The sequence below is a fragment of the Mucilaginibacter sp. genome, from assembly GCF_025359345.1.
GTDB lineage: Bacteria > Bacteroidota > Bacteroidia > Sphingobacteriales > Sphingobacteriaceae > Mucilaginibacter.
The window spans coordinates 25,886-45,035 of record NZ_JANYGQ010000033.1 but is presented as its reverse complement, the minus strand read 5'-3'; the positions used below and the strand labels follow the sequence as shown (position 1 = coordinate 45,035).

Genomic DNA, 19,150 nt, shown 5'->3' with positions numbered 1-19,150 from the left:
TATTTCGTTTGAATTTTCCCGAGATGCACAACCATAACAACGCTCGTTGTATTAATTCTTTGTTTTTTGAGCACCATCCCAATGCTCCGCAAGTTTTCCATTTTCTATGCGAAACATGTCGAACCAAGTGGATGTATATGTTTTTGTGCTGTCCGCCGGGTCGGGAAATTTCCCGGCAAAACTTATCACTACCAGGTCACCTTCCGCAACGATAGCAACTATAGGCGCTTTTATAGTGTCCACAATTGGTTTAGGCTGTGCAAATTTCGAAAACAACTCAACAAATCCTTTTCTTCCTGTTGGAACATTCGGATTATGCTGCATATAAGTTTCGGCGAGATATTTATCTGCCAATTCCAGATGACCTGCTTCCAGCACCTCACGCCAGCAATCGTATACCAGTTTTTTATTAGCTGCAAGCTTAGGATCGCTGCTTTGCAGTAATATTTTTTGACTTGCAAGCGGCACCGAAGCCAACTGTGCGAAACTGTTGTTTGCACATAAAGCAATGATAACGACAAAAAGCAGAATGAACTTTTTATTCATTTGTAATTTATTTTTAGCGTTTAAAGAAGTTCAATTGATCTTTATAGGAAAGCGCACAACTTTAGATACCAGGAATTAATGGGCTTTTGCAAACTCGCCGTCAGCTGCGATCTCTACCTCGTCGCTTACAAGCACCGTAGGAGTGCCTGTTCCTATATTAAAGTCTGAACGCTTTAATGTACCCCGTAATTTAAAACCGGCATCGTTTTGCTTGCTATTTGGGTTCTCTTTTGTGCCGCGGTACCAAAGGTCCATCGTTACAGGTTTTGTAACACCATGCATGGTAAGGTTGCCTATAAGCTTATACTTGTTCGTTCCATCTGCCTTTATTGATGAACTTTTGAAAGTGATAGCCGGGTATTTCGCTGCATCAAAATAGTTAGCACTTCTTAAATCATTATCACGCATTTCAACTTCGGTGTTGATTGAAGACACATCTGCCGAAAGTTCAAAAACCGCGTCACTGAAATCAGGTTTGGCTGCAGTTATGGTCACATCAAACTTTTTGAACAAACCATCCACATCCGAAAGCAAATGATGGGTAACGGTAAACTTAAGTTTGGAATGCATTTTATCATTTTTCCATGTGGTTGTTTGGGCAAATAATGAGGTTTGTGAAAGCAGTACAACTGCAAATAATAATAATTTCTTCATGTTTAATAATTGGTTTGAATTTAGTTAAATGAAAAACTTCCGGCCTTCCAAATTTGTATTCCAATGCTTGGCTTGATGATGGAAAGCTTCGGGGTAAAAATAAAGCGTATCCCGTTCAGGTGTCTTGACGCGGATCAAGAAATTATATTGATTTCGATCAATGAAAATGATTATGCACCTGTCTTTTTAACAGAAAGTTTCTTCCTGACCCGGCTCAGCGTTTCGGGGGTTAACCCGAGATAGGAAGCGATCATATGTTGTGGTACGCGCTGCATAATATCCGGATAAATACTTAGCAGTTTAGTGTATTTTTCTTCGGTAGACAGCGTGAACATATCTATTAACCTTTTTTGCAGCGCAATGTATGCCCCGCGATACTGCGTATAATTAAATTTGAAAAATTCAGGAACGGCAGTTTCCAGGTATACGTGCGCAGCTTTGCTTATCAATATCAATTCAGTATCTTCTAATGCATCAATATTCAAATTAGATCTGTCTTCACTTATAAAACTGGATATATCAGAAATAAACCATCCCTCCGGCGCAAATTGAATAATTCGTTCGTTGTTTTTTTCGTCAACAAGGTAACAGCGGAGCATGCCTTTATTAACAAAAGCCACCGATTTGCAAATTTCTCCTTCCTGCAAAAAATATTGATGCTTTCTTAATTTCTTTATAGTAACATGCTGACCAAAGACTGCTTTTTCAGCCTCCGTCAGTGTTTTTCCTTTTGATAGTTTATTAAAGAAATTATCGAGCATGGTTATCTAAATCGCTAATTTAACCTTTTTACCGACGATAATTACGCTGATGTGATTAAGAACCGACAGCGTTCGGGAATCAACCGTTATATTCACCTCAACCCCGCTGTCCGAAACCTGCAAACTTCGGACTAATATGCCTGTAGACTGTGCCTATACAATTCCCTCATCACTTCCCAAACCTAAACCCAACCGTTTTCGGTTCTTCATTCTCAATAGCGAGCCCCTGGATGAAAAGCTGGTCATCTATTAATTTATAGCTCAGTGATGCTTCGTCAATTTTAAAGTTATCAGCGGCAAAAGTTTCTTTGAGGGGTTCCAGTATCGCTTTCCGGTCGAAGCTTTTACTAAGTTTTAAGTGGTCGTTATACTGTTCAAGCAGCATTCCTTCAACTTTGTACGAAAACATTTTTCCGCCTTTCCGCCTTTGTTGGTGTTGTCACCAACAAAACCGATGAATATTGTGAGACGTATTGGCCGGCGGCTTTTTGTAAGGCGTAAACATTTTGCACACCCCATCTTGTTGGTGACAACACCAACAAGGGCGATAAACACTCACTTCCCAAACCTAAACCCAACCGTTCCCCGTTCTTCATTTTCAATGGCCAGCCCCTGGATGAAAAGCTGGTCGTCTATTAATTTATAGCTTAGGGATGCTTCGTCGATTTTAAAGTTGTCGGCGGCTAAAGCTTCTTTGAGGGGTTCCAGTATCGCCTTCCGGTCGAAGCTTTTACTGAGTTTTAATTGGTTGTTATGCTGTTCAAGCAGCATTCCTTCAACTTTGTACGAAAACATTTTGGCATTCATATCTGGTGTCTTTCTCTGGTATGGCTAAAATTAGGAAAATAATTGACGCGGTGCGGAGGTTTCGTTTTCAAATGGCTGGCACTTCCGGCGTAAATCTGCCGGGTAAAGGCGAAAAGACAGCGGCACAGAACACTGCACACCCAATCCTTGTTGGTGAAAACACCATAGGTGTTCGGAAGATTTTTTTTGTCATTCTGAGCAGAGCGAAGAATCTTCTACGTGCAGCGTTTGCATTCATATTTCTTTATTTATTATGTAAATCCAAACGGGTTTACAGGTGTAAACCCATTTATATTTGTAATATTTTGAATATTAGCTAATTACCACGGTTCCGGGCTATACTGTAAACCCTGCCTGTAAACCCTTTATTAAACAGCTGATTATCAGGACGTTTCAAATTGTAAAGATCAAATATAATTGATAATCAGCGTGTTCCGTTTTTATTCGGGGCGTTCCGTGTGGAAAAATGGAACGCTTCATGCGCCGCCGGAAATCGCCCAAAAACAAAAATCCCGCCTGGTTGGGGCGGGATTAAATAATAGGTTTATAATAAAGTTTTAGTTGTTGTCAGTATTGGCGCTGGTTTTGTCGGCGCTTTGTTTTTGCAACTCGGCCTTAAACGACTCGAGCATGCGGCCGCCACGATAAAAATAACGACTGTAATAAGCATCATCAAGGCTGCTGATGGCTACTCCGCGCGACGAAGCGTGAGCAAACCGGTTATTGCCTAAATAAATGCCAACATGCGAAATCCGTCGGCTGTGTATTTTAAAGAATACCAAATCGCCTTCTTTCAGTTCGTCGCGTTTTACCGGACTAACCATGCTGAAAATATCGCGCGAGTTGCGCTGAATATCCATGTTGAAAACGTCGCTGTATAATTCTTTGGTAAATGCTGAACAATCTATTCCTTTCCTCGAGCTTCCGCCGAAACGGTACGGGGTACCGATCCAGTCGTAAACAAAGTGAAAAAGTTTCATGTTTGATGTAGCCGACATAGCCACACCCATTATTTGGGACAAATAATCCTTAGCAAGTGACTCCTGATCATCAGTGTTTTTGTCGTCCGATGTTTTTGGACTGGTATTTGTTTGAGCCTGGGCTGCTAACACACTGAAAAATAACGCAATAACGATAGTAATTTTCTTCATTTAATCAATTAGTTTGTTGATTAGGCCAACAAATTGTTTATTAAATTGGACACCCTGTCTATTGTTCGCTACAAAACTATCCAAATTTTTTAAAATTGCAACAGAATGACTGTTTTTTTTCAACATTTGTCTGCTAATGTTAATTAACTGCCTGATTTTTTTTGATAAATGTAATCGATGAAATTTTTTTTCTTTTTACTTAAATATCAACATACTAACAATTGGGTGCTTTTTACCCCGAAATGAGGTTAAAAAGCACATTTAAACTTGAATCGGGATGGCAAGATAAGCCCGATATTAAAATTATTACAATGTTTTTAATAAAATAGTGTTTAAACAACACCATTGCTTTTCTATATTTCGCAGATATAATTAGATTTGCGCATTATAATAAAATTGATCATTAATAATACATGAGTTCAATCGAAATAAATAAGGACACCTACCTGAAGTGGTACGAGTCGATGCTTTTGATGCGTAAGTTCGAAGAAAAAGCCGGGCAACTGTACGGTCAACAAAAAATAAGGGGCTTTTGCCACTTATACATAGGCCAGGAAGCTGTATTGGCCGGCGCGATGTCGGTACTTAAACAGGAAGACAGCATGATAACCGCTTACCGCGACCACGCGCACGCCATAGCTAAAGGCGTAACGTCAAACTCAATAATGGCAGAGCTTTACGGCAAAGCTACCGGCTGCTCAAAAGGCAAAGGCGGCTCGATGCACATGTTTGATAAAGAAAAGCACTTTTACGGCGGTCATGGTATAGTTGGCGGCCAGGTACCACTTGGCGCAGGTATAGCCTTTGCCGAGAAATATAAAGGTACCGAGTTTGTAAACGTTGCATACATGGGCGATGGCGCCGTACGCCAGGGCGCGCTTACCGAAACTTTTAACATGGCTGCCCTTTGGAAACTGCCTGTAATTTTCGTTTGCGAAAACAATGGTTATGCCATGGGTACATCGCTTGAGCGTACTACCGCGCAAACTGACATTTATAAATTAGGCTTGCCTTACGGTATCCCGTCGTCACCCGTTGATGGCATGGACCCTGCTGCAGTACATAAAGCAATGGACGAAGCTGTTCAACGCGCACGTGCCGGCGAAGGACCAACCTTTTTGGAAATGCGTACTTACCGCTACAAAGGGCACTCGATGTCGGATCCGCAAAAATACCGCACCAAAGAAGAGCTGGAATCATACAAAGCAAAAGACCCTATTGAACTGACCCGCCACACCATACTTTCGGAAGGCTATGCCGATGAAAAATGGTTTGAAGAAATTGACGCCAAGATAAAAGCAGAGGTTGACGAGTCGGTGAAATTTGCTGAGGAGTCGCCATGGCCGGAAGCATCGGAATTGTATACCGATGTGTACGTTCAGAAAGATTACCCTTATATAATGAGCTAATTGTTGTAGCTAAATTGAATTTACAAAGAACTATTGAATCAAATAATATATGGCCGAAGTAGTTAAAATGCCAAAAATGAGCGATACCATGACCGAAGGGGTATTGGCTAAGTGGCATAAAAAAGTTGGTGATAAGGTAAAATCGGGCGATGTGCTGGCTGAGATTGAAACCGATAAAGCCACCATGGATTTTGAATCGTACCAGGACGGCACCTTGCTTTACATTGGTGTTGATGAAGGCCAGGCAGTACCTATTGATGCTGTAATTGCAGTTTTGGGTGCAGAGGGCGAAGATTACAAAGCCGCCCTTGATGCGGCAGGTACCGCTGCCCCCGCAGCAGAAGCGCCAAAAGAAGAGGCTGCGGCTGAACCTGAAAAGAAAGAAGAACCGGCAAAAACAAAAGCGCCGAAAGTTGCTGAAGATAAAAAACCTGCGGAAGCTGTTGAAGCAAAACTAAAGGTTGACAAAAGCAGCATCCCGGCAACCGTTATCCGCATGCCTGCCCTGAGCGATACCATGACGGAAGGCGTTATAAACAAATGGAACTTTAAAGTTGGCGATACTGTAAAAAGCGACGACTCATTAGCCGATGTTGAAACAGACAAGGCCACCATGGAAGTTGTTGGTTACGAAGCCGGCACCTTATTATACATAGGCCCTAAAGAAGGTGAAGCAGCACCGGTTAATGGCATCATAGCCATTGTTGGTAAAGCCGGAACCGACATCACACCTTTGCTAAGCGACGATGAGGCTGCCCCTGAAGCTAAAGCTGAAGAAGCACCTGCAGCAGAAGCAACTCCAGCAGAAGCAGAGTCTGATAGCCCTGCTGATGCAACATCAAGCGACGACAGCCGCGTTAAGGCATCGCCATTAGCACGTAAAATAGCCAAAGAAAAAGGCATCAACCTTAATGATGTAAAAGGCAGCGCCGAAGGCGGCCGCATTATTAAGAAAGATGTGGAGGAATATGTACCGGCTGCCAAATCCGCAGCGCCTGCGCCTGTTGCCGCATCAGCTCCTGCAGCTGCGCCTGCCGAAACCAGTGCACCTGCTCCGGCTGCAAAACCAGCAGCTGCGCCACTTGCGCCTTACACAGGCGAAGAGAAATATACCGAGAAACCGGTTAGCCAGATGCGTAAGGTGATCAGCAAGCGCTTAAGCGAAAGCTTGTTTACTGCACCACATTTTTACGTAACCATGAGCATTGATATGGACCAGGCAATTGCTGCCCGCACCCGCATTAATGATGTGGCCCCGGTTAAAATATCATTTAACGATTTTGTGCTGAAAGCTTGTGCCGTTGCCTTAAAGCAACACCCTGCTATCAACTCATCATACCTTGGCGATAAGATACGCACCAACGAACATGTACACATTGGCGTTGCCGTAGCGGTTGACGAAGGCCTGCTGGTTCCGGTTGTGCGTTTTGCCGATGGTAAATCATTAAGCCGCATCAGTGCCGAAGTGAAAGATTTTGCACAACGCGCCAAAGCCAAAAAACTGCAGCCTGCTGATTGGGAGGGTTCAACATTTACCATATCAAACCTGGGTATGTTTGGCGTTGAGGAGTTCACCGCTATTATAAATACACCTGATGCGTGTATACTTGCCGTTAGCGGCATACAGCAAGTACCGGTTGTTAAAAATGGCGCCGTAGTACCGGGTAACGTAATGAAAGTAACCCTAAGCTGCGACCACCGCGTGGTTGACGGCGCAACTGGTGCTGCATTCCTGCAAACGTTAAAATCGTTGCTGGAAGAGCCGGTGAGATTGTTGATTTAATTTGATTTCGGAATTTCGATTTCGGATTTAACATATTTAACAGCGATAGACTTTAGGGTTTATCGCTGTTTTTGTTTGGATAGGACAACTATTTGACCAACATACTTCGTTAGATTTTTATAGGTTAAATGATGTTTTGCAAAACCATCTCCAATAGCTATTTTTAATAAAGTAAATGACCATGGCCAAGAGGGATAAACACGTAATCGACAATAAAGGAGTTACCTATAGACATGCCGTATTTTTATATCGCTTTACACTGGCTGTATTAATAGGCATGGGTATTTATTTCAATTATACCGGTAAAACTACGGGTGGGGCATTTTATTCAAGGTATGGTGGAACAGCGACCTTTGTCAGAAATGACGGAAATGGATTTTTCATAATGGCTGGAGTCTTGTTACTGGGAAACCTCTTTATTTGGTTTTTTTCTAAACCATCCAACAAAAAGCAATGATATTGGGATGTTTTATGTGGTATTTTTGAATTGCTTGTAATCTATGATATTCTTCTCCATCATCATTGCCATCGTCATTAGCTTTACGCTTTACCAGCGCAAACGCCGCAGAGCACTTACGCAGGTAATACTTACCGATGCGCAAAAGAAATTGTTGGCAAAAAATATCGATTACTATAATAAGTTATCGGATACCGATAAGCTCTATTTTGAAAACAAGATCGAACAGTTTTTGGATGAGGTGCGCGTTGAAGGTGTAGGCCTGACTATAACCGATACCGACCGCCTGATGGTAGCATCCAGTGCGGTAATACCCATTTTCAGATTTAAAGACTGGAGCTACCGGAATGTTACCAACGTACTGTTGTACCCTGATACATTTGATGAGGATTACCAGTTTGAAGGAGCTAACGGCAGGAATATTATGGGCATGGTAGGTACAGGTTACATGAACGGACAGATGATATTGTCGCGCAAGGCGCTGGTAAAAGGATTTTCTGCAAGCCATGGACAGGAAAATACCGGCATCCACGAATTTGTGCACCTGATTGACAAAGCCGATGGCGAAACCGATGGCATCCCTGAAGGTTTTTTGCCGTACGAGTATGTTAAGCCCTGGGTGCGAATGATGCACCAGGAAGTGCATAAAATTGAAACCGGTCATTCGGATATCAACCCTTATGCCACCACCAATGAGGCCGAGTTTTTTGCGGTAGTAAGTGAATACTTTTTTGAAAAACCCCACGAGTTTGAAGCGAAGCACCCGGAGTTGTATGAAATGTTGGGCAGGATATTTAAATCTTCCTGATATTCATTAGCTTTAAGCAATCAACTTCACCCTTATGCATCGCAAAAATATTTTTTATGCCGTTATTGGCCTTCTATGCCTTAACGGCATTTTCAATCCTGTATCGGCACAAAAAAAACCAGGCTTATCATTAGCCACATTAAAACAGGGCCAAACCATTAATGGCTTTAAAGCTGTTGCCGTTTATTTAAACGATGCGGACAAACCAATGGGCGGGCGCTTTATACAAGTAGCCACCGGTTTTACATTGGATTTGTTGCAGGTGGAGTCGGTGCCACAGACATTTATTTATGCCAATACCTTCCCGGTAAGCGAAAAGGGCGAACCGCATACACAAGAGCACCTGCTGATAACCAAAGGCAGCAAAGGCCACCTGTTGAATACGCGTGAGGATATGTCGCTGGCTGAATCCAATGCATTTACATCGCAACTGCATACCGCTTACCATTTTAATACAGGTGGCGGTCCGGAAGTTTTTTATACTTTGTTTGAAAGTTATCTTGATGCGTTGCTTCACCCGGATTATACCAGTGAAGAAGTTAGTCGCGAGGTGCGCAACTGGGGCATTACGCAAAACCCGGATAAAACTTTGCGTTTAGAGGAAAAGGGCTCGGTTTATAACGAAATGTCGTCGGGTATGAATAACCCGTACGCGTTGCTGTTTGATGAATTGGGCAGGTTGCAGTACGGTCCAAATCATCCTAACTCATATAATGCCGGGGGACTTCCGGCAGGTATCAGGGTGCTGAATGCTACAGACATTGCCGCTTATCATAAAAAAAACTACTACCTCGGTAATATGGGGGCCATCACTTCGTTGCCCAAAAACATGCAGCTAAGCGGTGTGCTTAGCCGTACAAACGCCATCCTTAGCCGATTAAGCAAGGGTTCAAAAAGTGCTGCCAGTGCCAACAAACTGCCTCCGCCCCACCCCGCCGAAAACGGCAAAATGGAAGCCATTGAATATCCAACCGAAAATGAACAACAACCCGGCACTGTGTATATGTCGTTCCCGCCTGCACTAAAGTTAAGTACGATTGAGTACATCAAACTGAATAATTTTTTGAATGTATTTGCCGGCGACGCAACCACCAATTTGTACAAAATATTTGTCGACAGTAAAACCAAAATAACAGGTTTTGATGCACAGTCGGTTTTTGCCTATGTGGATTTTAAGCAGGGCGACCCGGTAACCATAGGCCTTGATGGCGTAAGCGCCGAAAACCTTACTAATGATAAGGTTACCATGGCCCGTAACAAAGTCATTGACGAGCTTAAACGGGTTGCCGCCTTCCCCGACCACTCGCCCGAACTGCTGGAATTTAACAAGCGTTTTGCAAGCAGCCTGTTAAGCAGCAACCGCAGCGACGCCAAGTTTGTGAATAGTCCGCCAAAATTTGGTTTTCGCAATACCGGTGACAACTGGTACGTGGAACTGCAAGTTTTAGAAGGTGTGCCTGGTTTCACAAAATCGGTAATGCTGAAACCGCAGATGGTCGAGGTACGCCGTGAACTGGCCACCGGTATAAACATCTGGAAGCCGCTGCTGGCTAAACTTGATCTGGACCACACATTGCCACTCACCGTTTACAGCAAAGCAAACCCGGCGTTGCTTAAAAACCAGGAAACAGCACGGAAAATCCGCGCCGAAATAGAAGTGGCAAGACTGAAAGACCTATACAAAATTGACAACGACCAGGACGCAATAAAACGCTACAAAGCAGTATATGATTCGAACACCATGGTGCTTGAAAAGCTGGAACAGGCCGGTAATATCAAATTTATTGAGCACCCGCCCCTCACACTTGATGATGAACTTGTTTACAAACGGCAGGTGCTGGCAAATGATGTACCGGCAGTTGCATCGGTATTTGATAACATGACAAGCGCGACTACGGGCCTGGCCATAAGCTTAAAAGGCATCCCGAAGGACAAATTGGTTTACCTGGCTGTGTTACCTGATTTGCTGACCGCAACCGGGATAATTAAAGATGGCAAAGCGATAAGCTACGAGGATATGATACAGCTGGTGCAACAGCAGATATTGAGCATTAACAGCTATTACGGCACCAATGGCAAAAGCGGCCGGGCCGAACTGGTCATCAGCGCCGCCGGTAACAACCAGGCTGAAGCGCTTAAGGCTGTAGAATGGATGGGCGATGTGCTGCAAAACCCCAACTGGACCACCGTCAACCTGCCGCGCCTGCGCGATTTGGTTGACCAGGAACTAACCGGCATCCGTAAAACCATGCAGGGCGCCGAAGAAAGCTGGGTAAATAACCCGCAGCGGTCATATCTTTATCAAAACAGGCCACTGTTGCTGGCTACCACGTCGTTTCTGACACGAACATTTAATATTTTCCGGTTGAAATGGATGCTGAAGGATAGCGGCTCACCGGCTGATGCGACTGCTTTAAACGCCTGGCTCGGTAATTTGGCATCAGCACAAAACAATCGCGGCGATTTGAAGAAACTGCTGCGCGTGTTAAACAGCACAACAGCGATGAGCGCCGATTCCGCCGGAACGAATAAACAATTGGCAGAGGCATTTAACCAGTTGCCGACCGGCGCAAAAGCAATAGCAAAAAACGCTGCGCAGGATTTGGAGCAAATATTAAATGATATACCTGATAACTCATTGGCTGCTGATTGGAAGATGGTGTGCAAAACCCTGCAGCACGACCTTGCCCAACCGCCTGAGCAAACCCTTGCCGAACTTAACAACCTGCGTAAAATGTTATTGAATACCACGCAGGCAAGGGTGTTTATGGTTGGCTCAGCCTCAACCGAAGACAAGCTTGGCGCAAGGCTTAATAACCTGTTTGCCGGTTTTAGCCATACGCCGCTGACCCCGCAAAGCTACCCTTCGGCAGGGCTGATAGATGCACGCGTAATGGCGCGGATGAATATGACTGCACCCCCCGTTTATGCCGGCCTTATTGCACCTGATATGCATAACGGCGTATTTATCAATACTGCACCTATTGGCACCTACAAAGATACCGGCCGCGTTAGCCTGCTCAAGTTTTTAGCTGCGGGCTTGTACGGTGGCGGCGGCAAGCAAAGCGTGTACACCAAAACAACAGGCGCGGGCCTTTCATATAGTACAGGCGTAGGTGCCAACCCTGGCAGCGGACGCTTTTTATATTATGCTGAGCGCACGCCCGAATTGCCGCAAACCCTGCGCTTTGTTATCGACGAGATAAAGCGCTCGCCTGTTGATACCGGGATAATGGATTACATCGTGTCGGGCGCGGTGGGTGGTTTCCGCTCAGCGGGGGATTACGAAACCCGCGGTGAAGCAATGGCAAACGATTTGGCCGACGGCAACCTACCTGAAAACATCAAAACTTTCAGGCTGGCCATATTAAAACTTCGAAAAGAGCCGGGAATAATAAATAAGATTTATGGGTATAAAGACGAGGTTTACCAAATCATATTGCCGGGCTATGGAAAACCGTCAAAGGACCTACCCGGCGGTAACTATTTTGTTATCGGGCCTGAAAAACAGATGCAGGCTTATGAAACATATCTAAAATCGGTGGATGGGGCGGAAACTACGTTGTACAGGTTGTATCCACGGGATTTTTGGATGGTTGATGGGGAGTAGGGTGATTGGGGAGCTGACAAGTTCTTTCAACGCGTCGTTGCGAGGAACGAAGCAATCTCTACACAGGACAATCAATGGACCATGGTGATATTGGTTACGTAATAGCTGGTTGATTGGTAACCACAGAGCTTTGCTACGTCTAAGAGTTATCTCGATCGTTTACAAAAGACATCGGACTCGCTTTTGAATTATAGTTGAAGTAGATTATAACTTGTGTGTCGTCTTGAAAAAAGTTTACACTTTTAATAATTAACCCTGTTGTCAGTTTACACGGGTTGCCTATCTAAAAATGTCATTTCATGGCCTTTTATAATAAGCTGCTTGCGTTAACCCAGCACCTTCAAAAATTAGAAACACTGATAATCAGCATGTTTCATGACGTTCCGGGTATTCCGCGTGCAAAAACGGAACGCTTTGCAAACGGCTGCACCTATTTATATTGTTACTCATTGCAATTATTCAACGCAAAAAAGTGTAAACTTTTTGGGATTGAGAGGTTAAGTTTTGTACCGGGTAATTCGGTAAATCCCCCCTTTATCCATCAAAAATTTTACCTTCGTCCCTTACAATAATCATTAGATTTGACATTATGAACAACGGGCTAAAAATTGCCATTGGCGCCGACCATGCCGGCTTTGAGTACAAAAAACAACTGATTGAATCGTTAAACGTAGCTGAGGTTAAAGACTTTGGAACGTATTCGGATGCTTCGGCAGATTACCCCGACTTTGCCCACCCGGTAGCTTTAGGTGTTGAAAGCGGCGATTTTGATTTCGGAATTTTGGTTTGCGGCAGTGGCAACGGTGTGGCCATTACCGCCAACAAGCACCAGGGCATCCGCGCAGCCATTTGCTGGAACGAGGAACTGGCCGAACGTGCCCGCAGCCATAACGATGCAAATATTGTTTGCATCCCGGCGCGACATATATCAATTGAAGAAGCAAAAAAAATTGTAGCGATATTTTTAGACACCAGGTTTGAGGGCGGGCGCCATGCAAACAGGGTGAATAAGATTGCGTGTTGAGGAAAAAGGTAAAAGGCGAAAGGTTTTGAAAGGAAAAGGATTGCGCCCCTTTACCCCTTTGAGTTAGTTGGCTGTGGTGACACAGCCAAGGGTATGTTTTAGCCACTAGATACTGCTCCCTACTACTTTTCTGCTATGAACTATCCCGCACGTGCGGGATCAACAATGAACCAAAGAAACTAACTGACCAAAAATGAATAAATTATTTTTAACCCTCGCCAGCATTGGTTTGGTAACGGGGGCCTGCGCACAGCAGAACAAAACAGCCATGAAGTATGCTGAGATCGTCAGCCCTGAATTGGCTAACAAGCACCTCAGCATTATTGCATCAGACGCTTTTGAAGGCCGTGAAACCGGTAAACCCGGCGCCGACAAAGCTGCCCACTACATTGCCGATGAATTTAAATCGCTGGGCCTGCAGCCGATTGTAAACGGTTCGTACTTTTTTGATGTACCCGTAGTACAAAACTCGTTCAAGGTAAATTCGTTCACTGTAAACGGTACCGCACTCGAAATGGGTAAAGATTTTACCGCACGTGGTGGCGCAGGGACTAAAAATATTGATGCTAAAGATGTAGTATTTATTGGCTACGGAATCGGCGCTGATAATTACGACGACTTAAAAGGTGTGGATATTGCCGGTAAAGTGGTAATCTACATCAGCGCCGGCGAGCCGATGAGTGATGGCAAATCGAAAATTACAGGCACTGATAAAGTTTCTGACTGGAGCACTCCGCGTAGCCGCAAACGTCTTGATTTAATACAAAGCAAAAAACCTTTGTTAATATTAGCAGTAACTACAACCGCTCCCGCAGGTGGCCCAAGGCCCGGCGGACAAGGTGGTGGTGGTCGCGCATTGCCAATGATGCTAAAACACGAAGGCGAAAACCCCGCGGTAGTTATCACCATCCCGATGGCAACTGCCGACATGATTTTAAAGAACAGCGGCAAAACCGTTGCTGATTTAAAAGCAGCTATCGACCAGGCTGGCACACCGCAATCACAAACAGTTAAGGCCGATGTTGTTGCATCATACGCTACTGAAGAAATACCTGTTAAAGCTGTTGATGTGCTGGGCTTTTTACCAGGCAGCGACCCAAAACTTAAAGACGAAGTGCTGGTAATATCGGCACACTATGACCATATCGGCTTAATGCCCGAAGGGTCGAAAGATATGGTAAACAATGGCGCCGATGACGATGGCTCGGGTACTACCGCCATTATGGAACTTGCCAGGGCGTTTTCAAAAGCTAAAAAAGATGGTCATGGCCCGCGCCGCAGCATACTCTTTTTAGGTAACGTGGGCGAAGAAAAAGGCCTGCTGGGTTCCGAATATTATACTGATCATCCGGTTATCCCATTGGCTAATACCATCGCCGATTTGAATATCGACATGATTGGCCGCATTGGGGTTGATTACATTGGCAAGCCCGATTCGGCAAATAACGTTTACGTTATCGGTTCGTCGATGCTCAGCACCGATTTGCACAAGGTGGGCGAAAACGCAAACAACCTTTACACCAAACTTGATTTGGATTACAAATACGACGATCCTGCCGACCCGAACCGTTTTTACTATCGCTCGGACCACTACAATTTTGCCAAGCACGGCGTTCCTATCATATTTTACTTTAACGGCGTACATGCCGATTACCACCGCCCCGGCGACGAAGTAAGTAAAATAAACTTCCCGCTGCTGGCCAAACGCGCACAGTTGGTATTTTATACTGCATGGGATTTGGCAAACGCCGATAAGCGCCCGGTTGTTGACGGGAAGAAATAATGTTTTCGGATAACTAACCGATTTTAATAAGCGATAGAAAGGTAACTATCGCTTATTTTTGTTTAAACAAATTGCCTACTTTAAGCCGCTAATAAAAAAATATGAAAAAAATTATATTATCCATCGCCCTGGCTGGTTCGATAACCTGCGTATGGGCACAGCAAAATCCCACCGCCATGAAATATGCCGGCATCATAAGCCCGGACCTGGCCAAAAAACATTTAAGCATTATCGCATCTGACGCATACGAAGGCCGCGAAACCGGCAAACCCGGCGCCGAAAAAGCTGCACATTATATTGCAGATGAGTTTAAATCATTAGGCCTGCAGCCAATTGTAAACGGCTCGTACTTTTTTGACGTTCCGCTTACTGAAAACTCGTTGAACGCAACTTTTGCCGTGGGCGGCAAGACATTTGCAAACGGCGACAGCTTTTATGCCGTTCAACCATCAACAGACAGGACGCTAAACACCAGCGAAATCGTATTTGTTGGTTACGGCACCGAAGCTGAGATTGGGAACACCGACCTTACCGGTAAAATTGTGCTTTGGATAAACGAAGACAAAGCCGCGGACGGTAAACCGCAGGGAACCAGTTTCCGTGGTTCGGAAGCACGTGCAGCGATTACTAAAAACCTGATGAGCAAAAACCCGGCGATGATTTTGGCGGCAAATTCGGAAATTGCCGGTGTGCTTACCAAGTACAAAAACTATATCCTTGCCCCGCGCTTAACCATCAAAAAGGAAGATACAAAACCAGTTGAAACCAAGCCTGCCGTTTTCTGGATAACCAATGAGGTTGCCGAGGAACTGGTAAAATCGGGCGGAAAGACTTTCGAACAACTTAAAACTGACGGCGGCGCCGTACAAACCATTAAAGCCGACGTAAAGCTCAGCTACAACAGCGTGAAGAAAGATGTAAAAGCCGTTGATGTGCTGGGCTTTTTGCCCGGCAGCGACCCTAAGCTGAAAGATGAGGTGCTGGTAATATCGGCCCATTACGATCATATCGGTCTGCTGCCCGAAGGCACCAAAGGCGACCGCGTTAACAACGGCGCTGATGATGACGGCTCAGGTACTACCGGTATAATGACAATTGCCAGGGCGTTTTCAAAAGCAAAAAAAGATGGCCACGGCCCACGCCGCAGCATATTGTTTTTAGGTAACGTGGGCGAAGAAAAAGGCCTGCTGGGTTCTGAGTATTATACTGATCATCCGGTTATCCCATTGGCCAACACCATTGCCGATTTGAACATAGATATGATTGGTCGCGTTGGTTACGAATATAAAGGTAAAGCCGATTCTGCAAACTACGTTTATGTGATAGGCTCGGGAATGTTAAGTACTGATTTACATAACGTTGGCGAAAAGGCGAACAAAACCTACACCAACATGGTGCTTGATTACAAATACGACGACCCGAAAGACCCTAACGATTTTTATCACCGCTCAGACCATTACAATTTTGCCAAACACGGCGTGCCAATCATTTTCTACTTTAACGGCGAGCATGCCGACTACCACGGCGTTGGCGACGAGGTAAGTAAAATAAACTTTCCGCTGTTAGCTAAACGTGCCCAACTTGCATTTTATACTGCATGGGATTTGGTAAACGCTGATAACCGCCCTGTAGTTGACGGAAAGAAAGAAGAAGGTAGCAAGTAAGTAGTGAGTGGTTGATTAAGATATAATCCATTTTTACTCTATTAGGACGATATACTTTAAAGGGGACGAGCATTTAGCTTGTCCCTTTTTATTTGCGTAATAAATTAATGTGTTTAAATAGTTAAGTCAAAAACAACAAAATTAACTTAATCAACCTAATCAACTGCTCACCTAATAAACTAAATAACTAACTTCGCAATATGGGGACCACTGCTGACGAATTCCTGGTTACATCCGAAGGTAAAGCCTTTGATATGGACCATCGCCGCATTATCAATTATAATATTGGTAAGTACGATGCTGCGGTAGACAGGGGCTTGTCGAAGATTATCAATCTTGAAAACACCAAGCGCAAAGCTCATGTGGTAAAGTGGAAGGTGATGGAAAACCTCGACAAGATTTTACCAGAGTTTGAAGCCAACTTCCAGAAACACGGCGGCAAGGTGATATGGGCGAATGATGCTGAAGAAGCCAACCGCGAGATACTGAACATCATCAAAAAAGCAGGTGCTAAAACCGTTGTAAAATCAAAGTCGATGGCTACCGAAGAAATTCAGATGAATGAATTTTTAGAGGCGAACCACATCGAATCGTTAGAAACCGACCTTGGCGAATATATTGTGCAATTGCTGGGCCAGCGGCCTTATCATATCGTAACACCCGCGATGCACCTTTCAAAGGAAGACATCGCAAAACTGTTTAACGAAAAATTTGGCACCCCGCTTGATTTTAACCCCGAGCAGCTTACCCAAAAGGCACGCGAATTATTGCGCGACAAATATGTACAAGCCGATGTGGGCATAACCGGTGCTAATTTTTTAATTGCCGATACCGGCAGCATAGCAATTACCGAAAACGAGGGCAATGCCCGCTTAAGTACGTCGTTTCCTAAAATACATATTGCGGTTGTGGGTATCGAAAAAATTGTGCCTTCGATAATGGACCTCGACCTGTTTTGGCCTATGCTAGCTACACATGGCACCGGGCAAAACCTCACGGTTTACAACTCCATATTAAGCGGCCCCCGCCAGCCCAACGAAACCGACGGCCCCGAAGAGATGTACGTGATATTGCTGGATAACGGCCGCACCAACCTGCTTGCACAAAAGGACCAGCGCCAGGCTTTATATTGCATACGTTGCGGTGCCTGCCTGAATGCATGCCCGGTTTATAAAAATATTGGCGGCCATACTTACGAAACCACGTATAGCGGCCCCATCGGCTCAATCATTACGCCGCACATGGCCGGGATGGAGGAGTTTAAGCACTTGAGCTACGCATCAAGCCTTTGCGGCAAGTGTACCGAAGTGTGCCCGGTAAAAATCGATATCCATAAAATGCTGCTGCTTAACCGCCGCGACTCCGTACAGGAGCACCTGGTAAACACCAAAGAAAAATGGGGCTGGTCGCTTTGGAAAAAAGCGATGCTGAGCCGTAAGCTCACTGACTTTTTAAGCGGCAAAACAAAAAATATTATGCTCCGCACCTTCTTCAAAAAAACCTGGGGGCATTACAAAGAGATGCCAAAAGTCGCCGATAAATCATTCAGCAGGATGTACAAGGAGAAAAACAATTTTGGAGAGTAGAAAAAATGCGAAAGTCCGAACGCCAATTGCGGAGTGTAAACAGCTACTTTATATTCAAAAACATTCCGCATTCGACACTTCGCACTCCGCATTCGAAAAAATCCGAAATCGAAATTCCGAAATCCGAAATTAGTTAGTGTTTATTTCCAAACCCAAATTCCTTGTAAGTATTCGGCAATTCTTCTGAGCTGCTGAAGGGGAATGTGTATGATGTCCACCAGCTTTCATAGTCGGCGTCTTTATCTTTAGTTGGCTCAATGCGTACACTGCGTAGCAGGTAAACACCTTCGCGACTCAGGTTAAACGTTACTTCACCCTCGGGGCTGGTTGTCAGATTTTGGGTATAAACATTGCCGTTGGTGGTTTTTATGTACAACCCAACAGATGCCGATGCCGCAGGCTTCCCTTTAAATTTCAGCACAGCAATCATATCGTCGCCATAACGCTTTTTAAAAGGGTTTTCCTTTAAAATCAGCTCAAAATCTTCGTTTAAGTTCTTTTGGTAAGCATCGCCTTTTGCTTCGTCGACAGATACCAGTGTTTTTAAGTAGCGCGTATATTTTTCTTTTACCCTGAACTGGTTCCCGCTTTTTACTTTTTCGGCCATTTTATCAAGCCCCTGGTTATTTAGGAATTCGGCATAGGCATCGCGCGAAGTAAAGCTGAACTCGTAGCTTCTTGTCATCTCAATTAATGCCTGCCCCGGGATTGTCATCTCGTAACTCAACACCGGCGCTGCGCTATCTTTTGCAGCTTTTGTTAAATCGATCTTTTTGGAACCGGTATACAGCATAAACCGGCTGGTTTTATTTGACTGGTAAGGTATTTCGGTGTCCTTTACAAATAAATCGCCCATCAGCAGGTGCAGGTTAAGCGTTCCCCCTTTGTGCATATAAAAATATTCGGGCAGCAGGAAAAAATCATGGGTGGCGGCCGATATAGCGATAGCAGCGCCAAGAATAAGAAGTATGAGCGGGGTACGTTTCTTGTAGTTCATTAGTTCAGTTGTTCATTAGTGGCACGGTCGATACCAATCGCTTTTGTTAGTTATCGGGTTGAATATAATGACTTAAAAAGTTCGAATTATTTTGCAACAGCAATAATACG

The 19,150-nt window shown here is 44.5% G+C and carries 16 protein-coding genes; 9 read left to right on the top strand and 7 right to left on the bottom strand.

Features of this window, described 5'->3' with window-relative positions:
* Positions 1-51: 51 nt before the first annotated feature.
* The 6 genes from Q0R52_RS22740 to Q0R52_RS22715 form a co-directional block, all read right to left on the bottom strand.
* On the bottom strand, positions 52-546 hold the full coding sequence (locus Q0R52_RS22740) for a nuclear transport factor 2 family protein (protein ID WP_295798980.1): 495 nt from the start codon (positions 544-546) through the stop codon (positions 52-54).
* A 75-nt stretch (positions 547-621) separates the two neighbouring features.
* Positions 622-1,200: a YceI family protein gene (locus Q0R52_RS22735; RefSeq protein ID WP_295798977.1), complete on the bottom strand. Its 579-nt coding sequence runs from the start codon at positions 1,198-1,200 to the stop codon at positions 622-624.
* Between the two features lie 170 nt (positions 1,201-1,370).
* Positions 1,371-1,961, bottom strand: coding sequence for a Crp/Fnr family transcriptional regulator (locus tag Q0R52_RS22730; RefSeq protein WP_295798974.1), 591 nt, complete (start codon positions 1,959-1,961; stop codon positions 1,371-1,373).
* A gap of 169 nt (positions 1,962-2,130) precedes the next feature.
* Positions 2,131-2,370: a hypothetical protein gene (locus Q0R52_RS22725; RefSeq protein ID WP_295798972.1), complete on the bottom strand. Its 240-nt coding sequence runs from the start codon at positions 2,368-2,370 to the stop codon at positions 2,131-2,133.
* Positions 2,371-2,516: 146 nt separating this feature from the next.
* Complete coding sequence (locus Q0R52_RS22720) at positions 2,517-2,768, bottom strand: hypothetical protein (protein WP_295798969.1); 252 nt, start codon at positions 2,766-2,768, stop codon at positions 2,517-2,519.
* A 557-nt stretch (positions 2,769-3,325) separates the two neighbouring features.
* Positions 3,326-3,919, bottom strand: a complete 594-nt coding sequence (locus Q0R52_RS22715; protein WP_295798967.1) for an NlpC/P60 family protein — start codon at positions 3,917-3,919, stop codon at positions 3,326-3,328.
* Positions 3,920-4,332: 413 nt separating this feature from the next.
* On the opposite strand from Q0R52_RS22715, the gene pdhA reads away from it, so the two are divergent.
* From pdhA to Q0R52_RS22670, 9 genes are all read left to right on the top strand, one after another.
* Positions 4,333-5,328 (top strand): pyruvate dehydrogenase (acetyl-transferring) E1 component subunit alpha, encoded by a 996-nt coding sequence (pdhA, locus tag Q0R52_RS22710; RefSeq protein ID WP_295798964.1) that lies wholly within the window; start codon positions 4,333-4,335, stop codon positions 5,326-5,328.
* A gap of 49 nt (positions 5,329-5,377) precedes the next feature.
* Positions 5,378-7,111, top strand: a complete 1,734-nt coding sequence (locus Q0R52_RS22705; protein ID WP_295798961.1) for a pyruvate dehydrogenase complex dihydrolipoamide acetyltransferase — start codon at positions 5,378-5,380, stop codon at positions 7,109-7,111.
* A gap of 181 nt (positions 7,112-7,292) precedes the next feature.
* Positions 7,293-7,568 carry a hypothetical protein gene (locus tag Q0R52_RS22700; RefSeq protein ID WP_295798958.1) on the top strand — a complete coding sequence of 92 codons (276 nt, stop codon included), beginning with the start codon at positions 7,293-7,295 and terminating at the stop codon, positions 7,566-7,568.
* 43 nt (positions 7,569-7,611) lie between these two features.
* A complete protein-coding gene (locus Q0R52_RS22695) occupies positions 7,612-8,376 on the top strand; it encodes a M90 family metallopeptidase (protein ID WP_295798956.1) in 765 nt (254 codons plus the stop codon).
* A 34-nt stretch (positions 8,377-8,410) separates the two neighbouring features.
* Positions 8,411-11,986, top strand: a complete 3,576-nt coding sequence (locus Q0R52_RS22690; protein WP_295798954.1) for a hypothetical protein — start codon at positions 8,411-8,413, stop codon at positions 11,984-11,986.
* Positions 11,987-12,575: 589 nt separating this feature from the next.
* Positions 12,576-13,010 carry a ribose 5-phosphate isomerase B gene (gene rpiB, locus Q0R52_RS22685; RefSeq protein WP_295798951.1) on the top strand — a complete coding sequence of 145 codons (435 nt, stop codon included), beginning with the start codon at positions 12,576-12,578 and terminating at the stop codon, positions 13,008-13,010.
* A gap of 193 nt (positions 13,011-13,203) precedes the next feature.
* Positions 13,204-14,793: a M28 family peptidase gene (locus Q0R52_RS22680; RefSeq protein WP_295798948.1), complete on the top strand. Its 1,590-nt coding sequence runs from the start codon at positions 13,204-13,206 to the stop codon at positions 14,791-14,793.
* A gap of 101 nt (positions 14,794-14,894) precedes the next feature.
* Positions 14,895-16,457 carry a M28 family peptidase gene (locus Q0R52_RS22675; protein WP_295798944.1) on the top strand — a complete coding sequence of 521 codons (1,563 nt, stop codon included), beginning with the start codon at positions 14,895-14,897 and terminating at the stop codon, positions 16,455-16,457.
* Between the two features lie 200 nt (positions 16,458-16,657).
* Entirely contained in the window at positions 16,658-18,043 is a 1,386-nt protein-coding gene (locus Q0R52_RS22670; RefSeq protein ID WP_295798941.1) for a LutB/LldF family L-lactate oxidation iron-sulfur protein, read from the top strand.
* A 133-nt stretch (positions 18,044-18,176) separates the two neighbouring features.
* Here the strand turns inward: Q0R52_RS22670 and Q0R52_RS22665 are convergent, their stop codons facing one another.
* Positions 18,177-19,040 (bottom strand): DUF4198 domain-containing protein, encoded by an 864-nt coding sequence (locus tag Q0R52_RS22665; protein WP_295798937.1) that lies wholly within the window; start codon positions 19,038-19,040, stop codon positions 18,177-18,179.
* Positions 19,041-19,150: the final 110 nt, after the last annotated feature.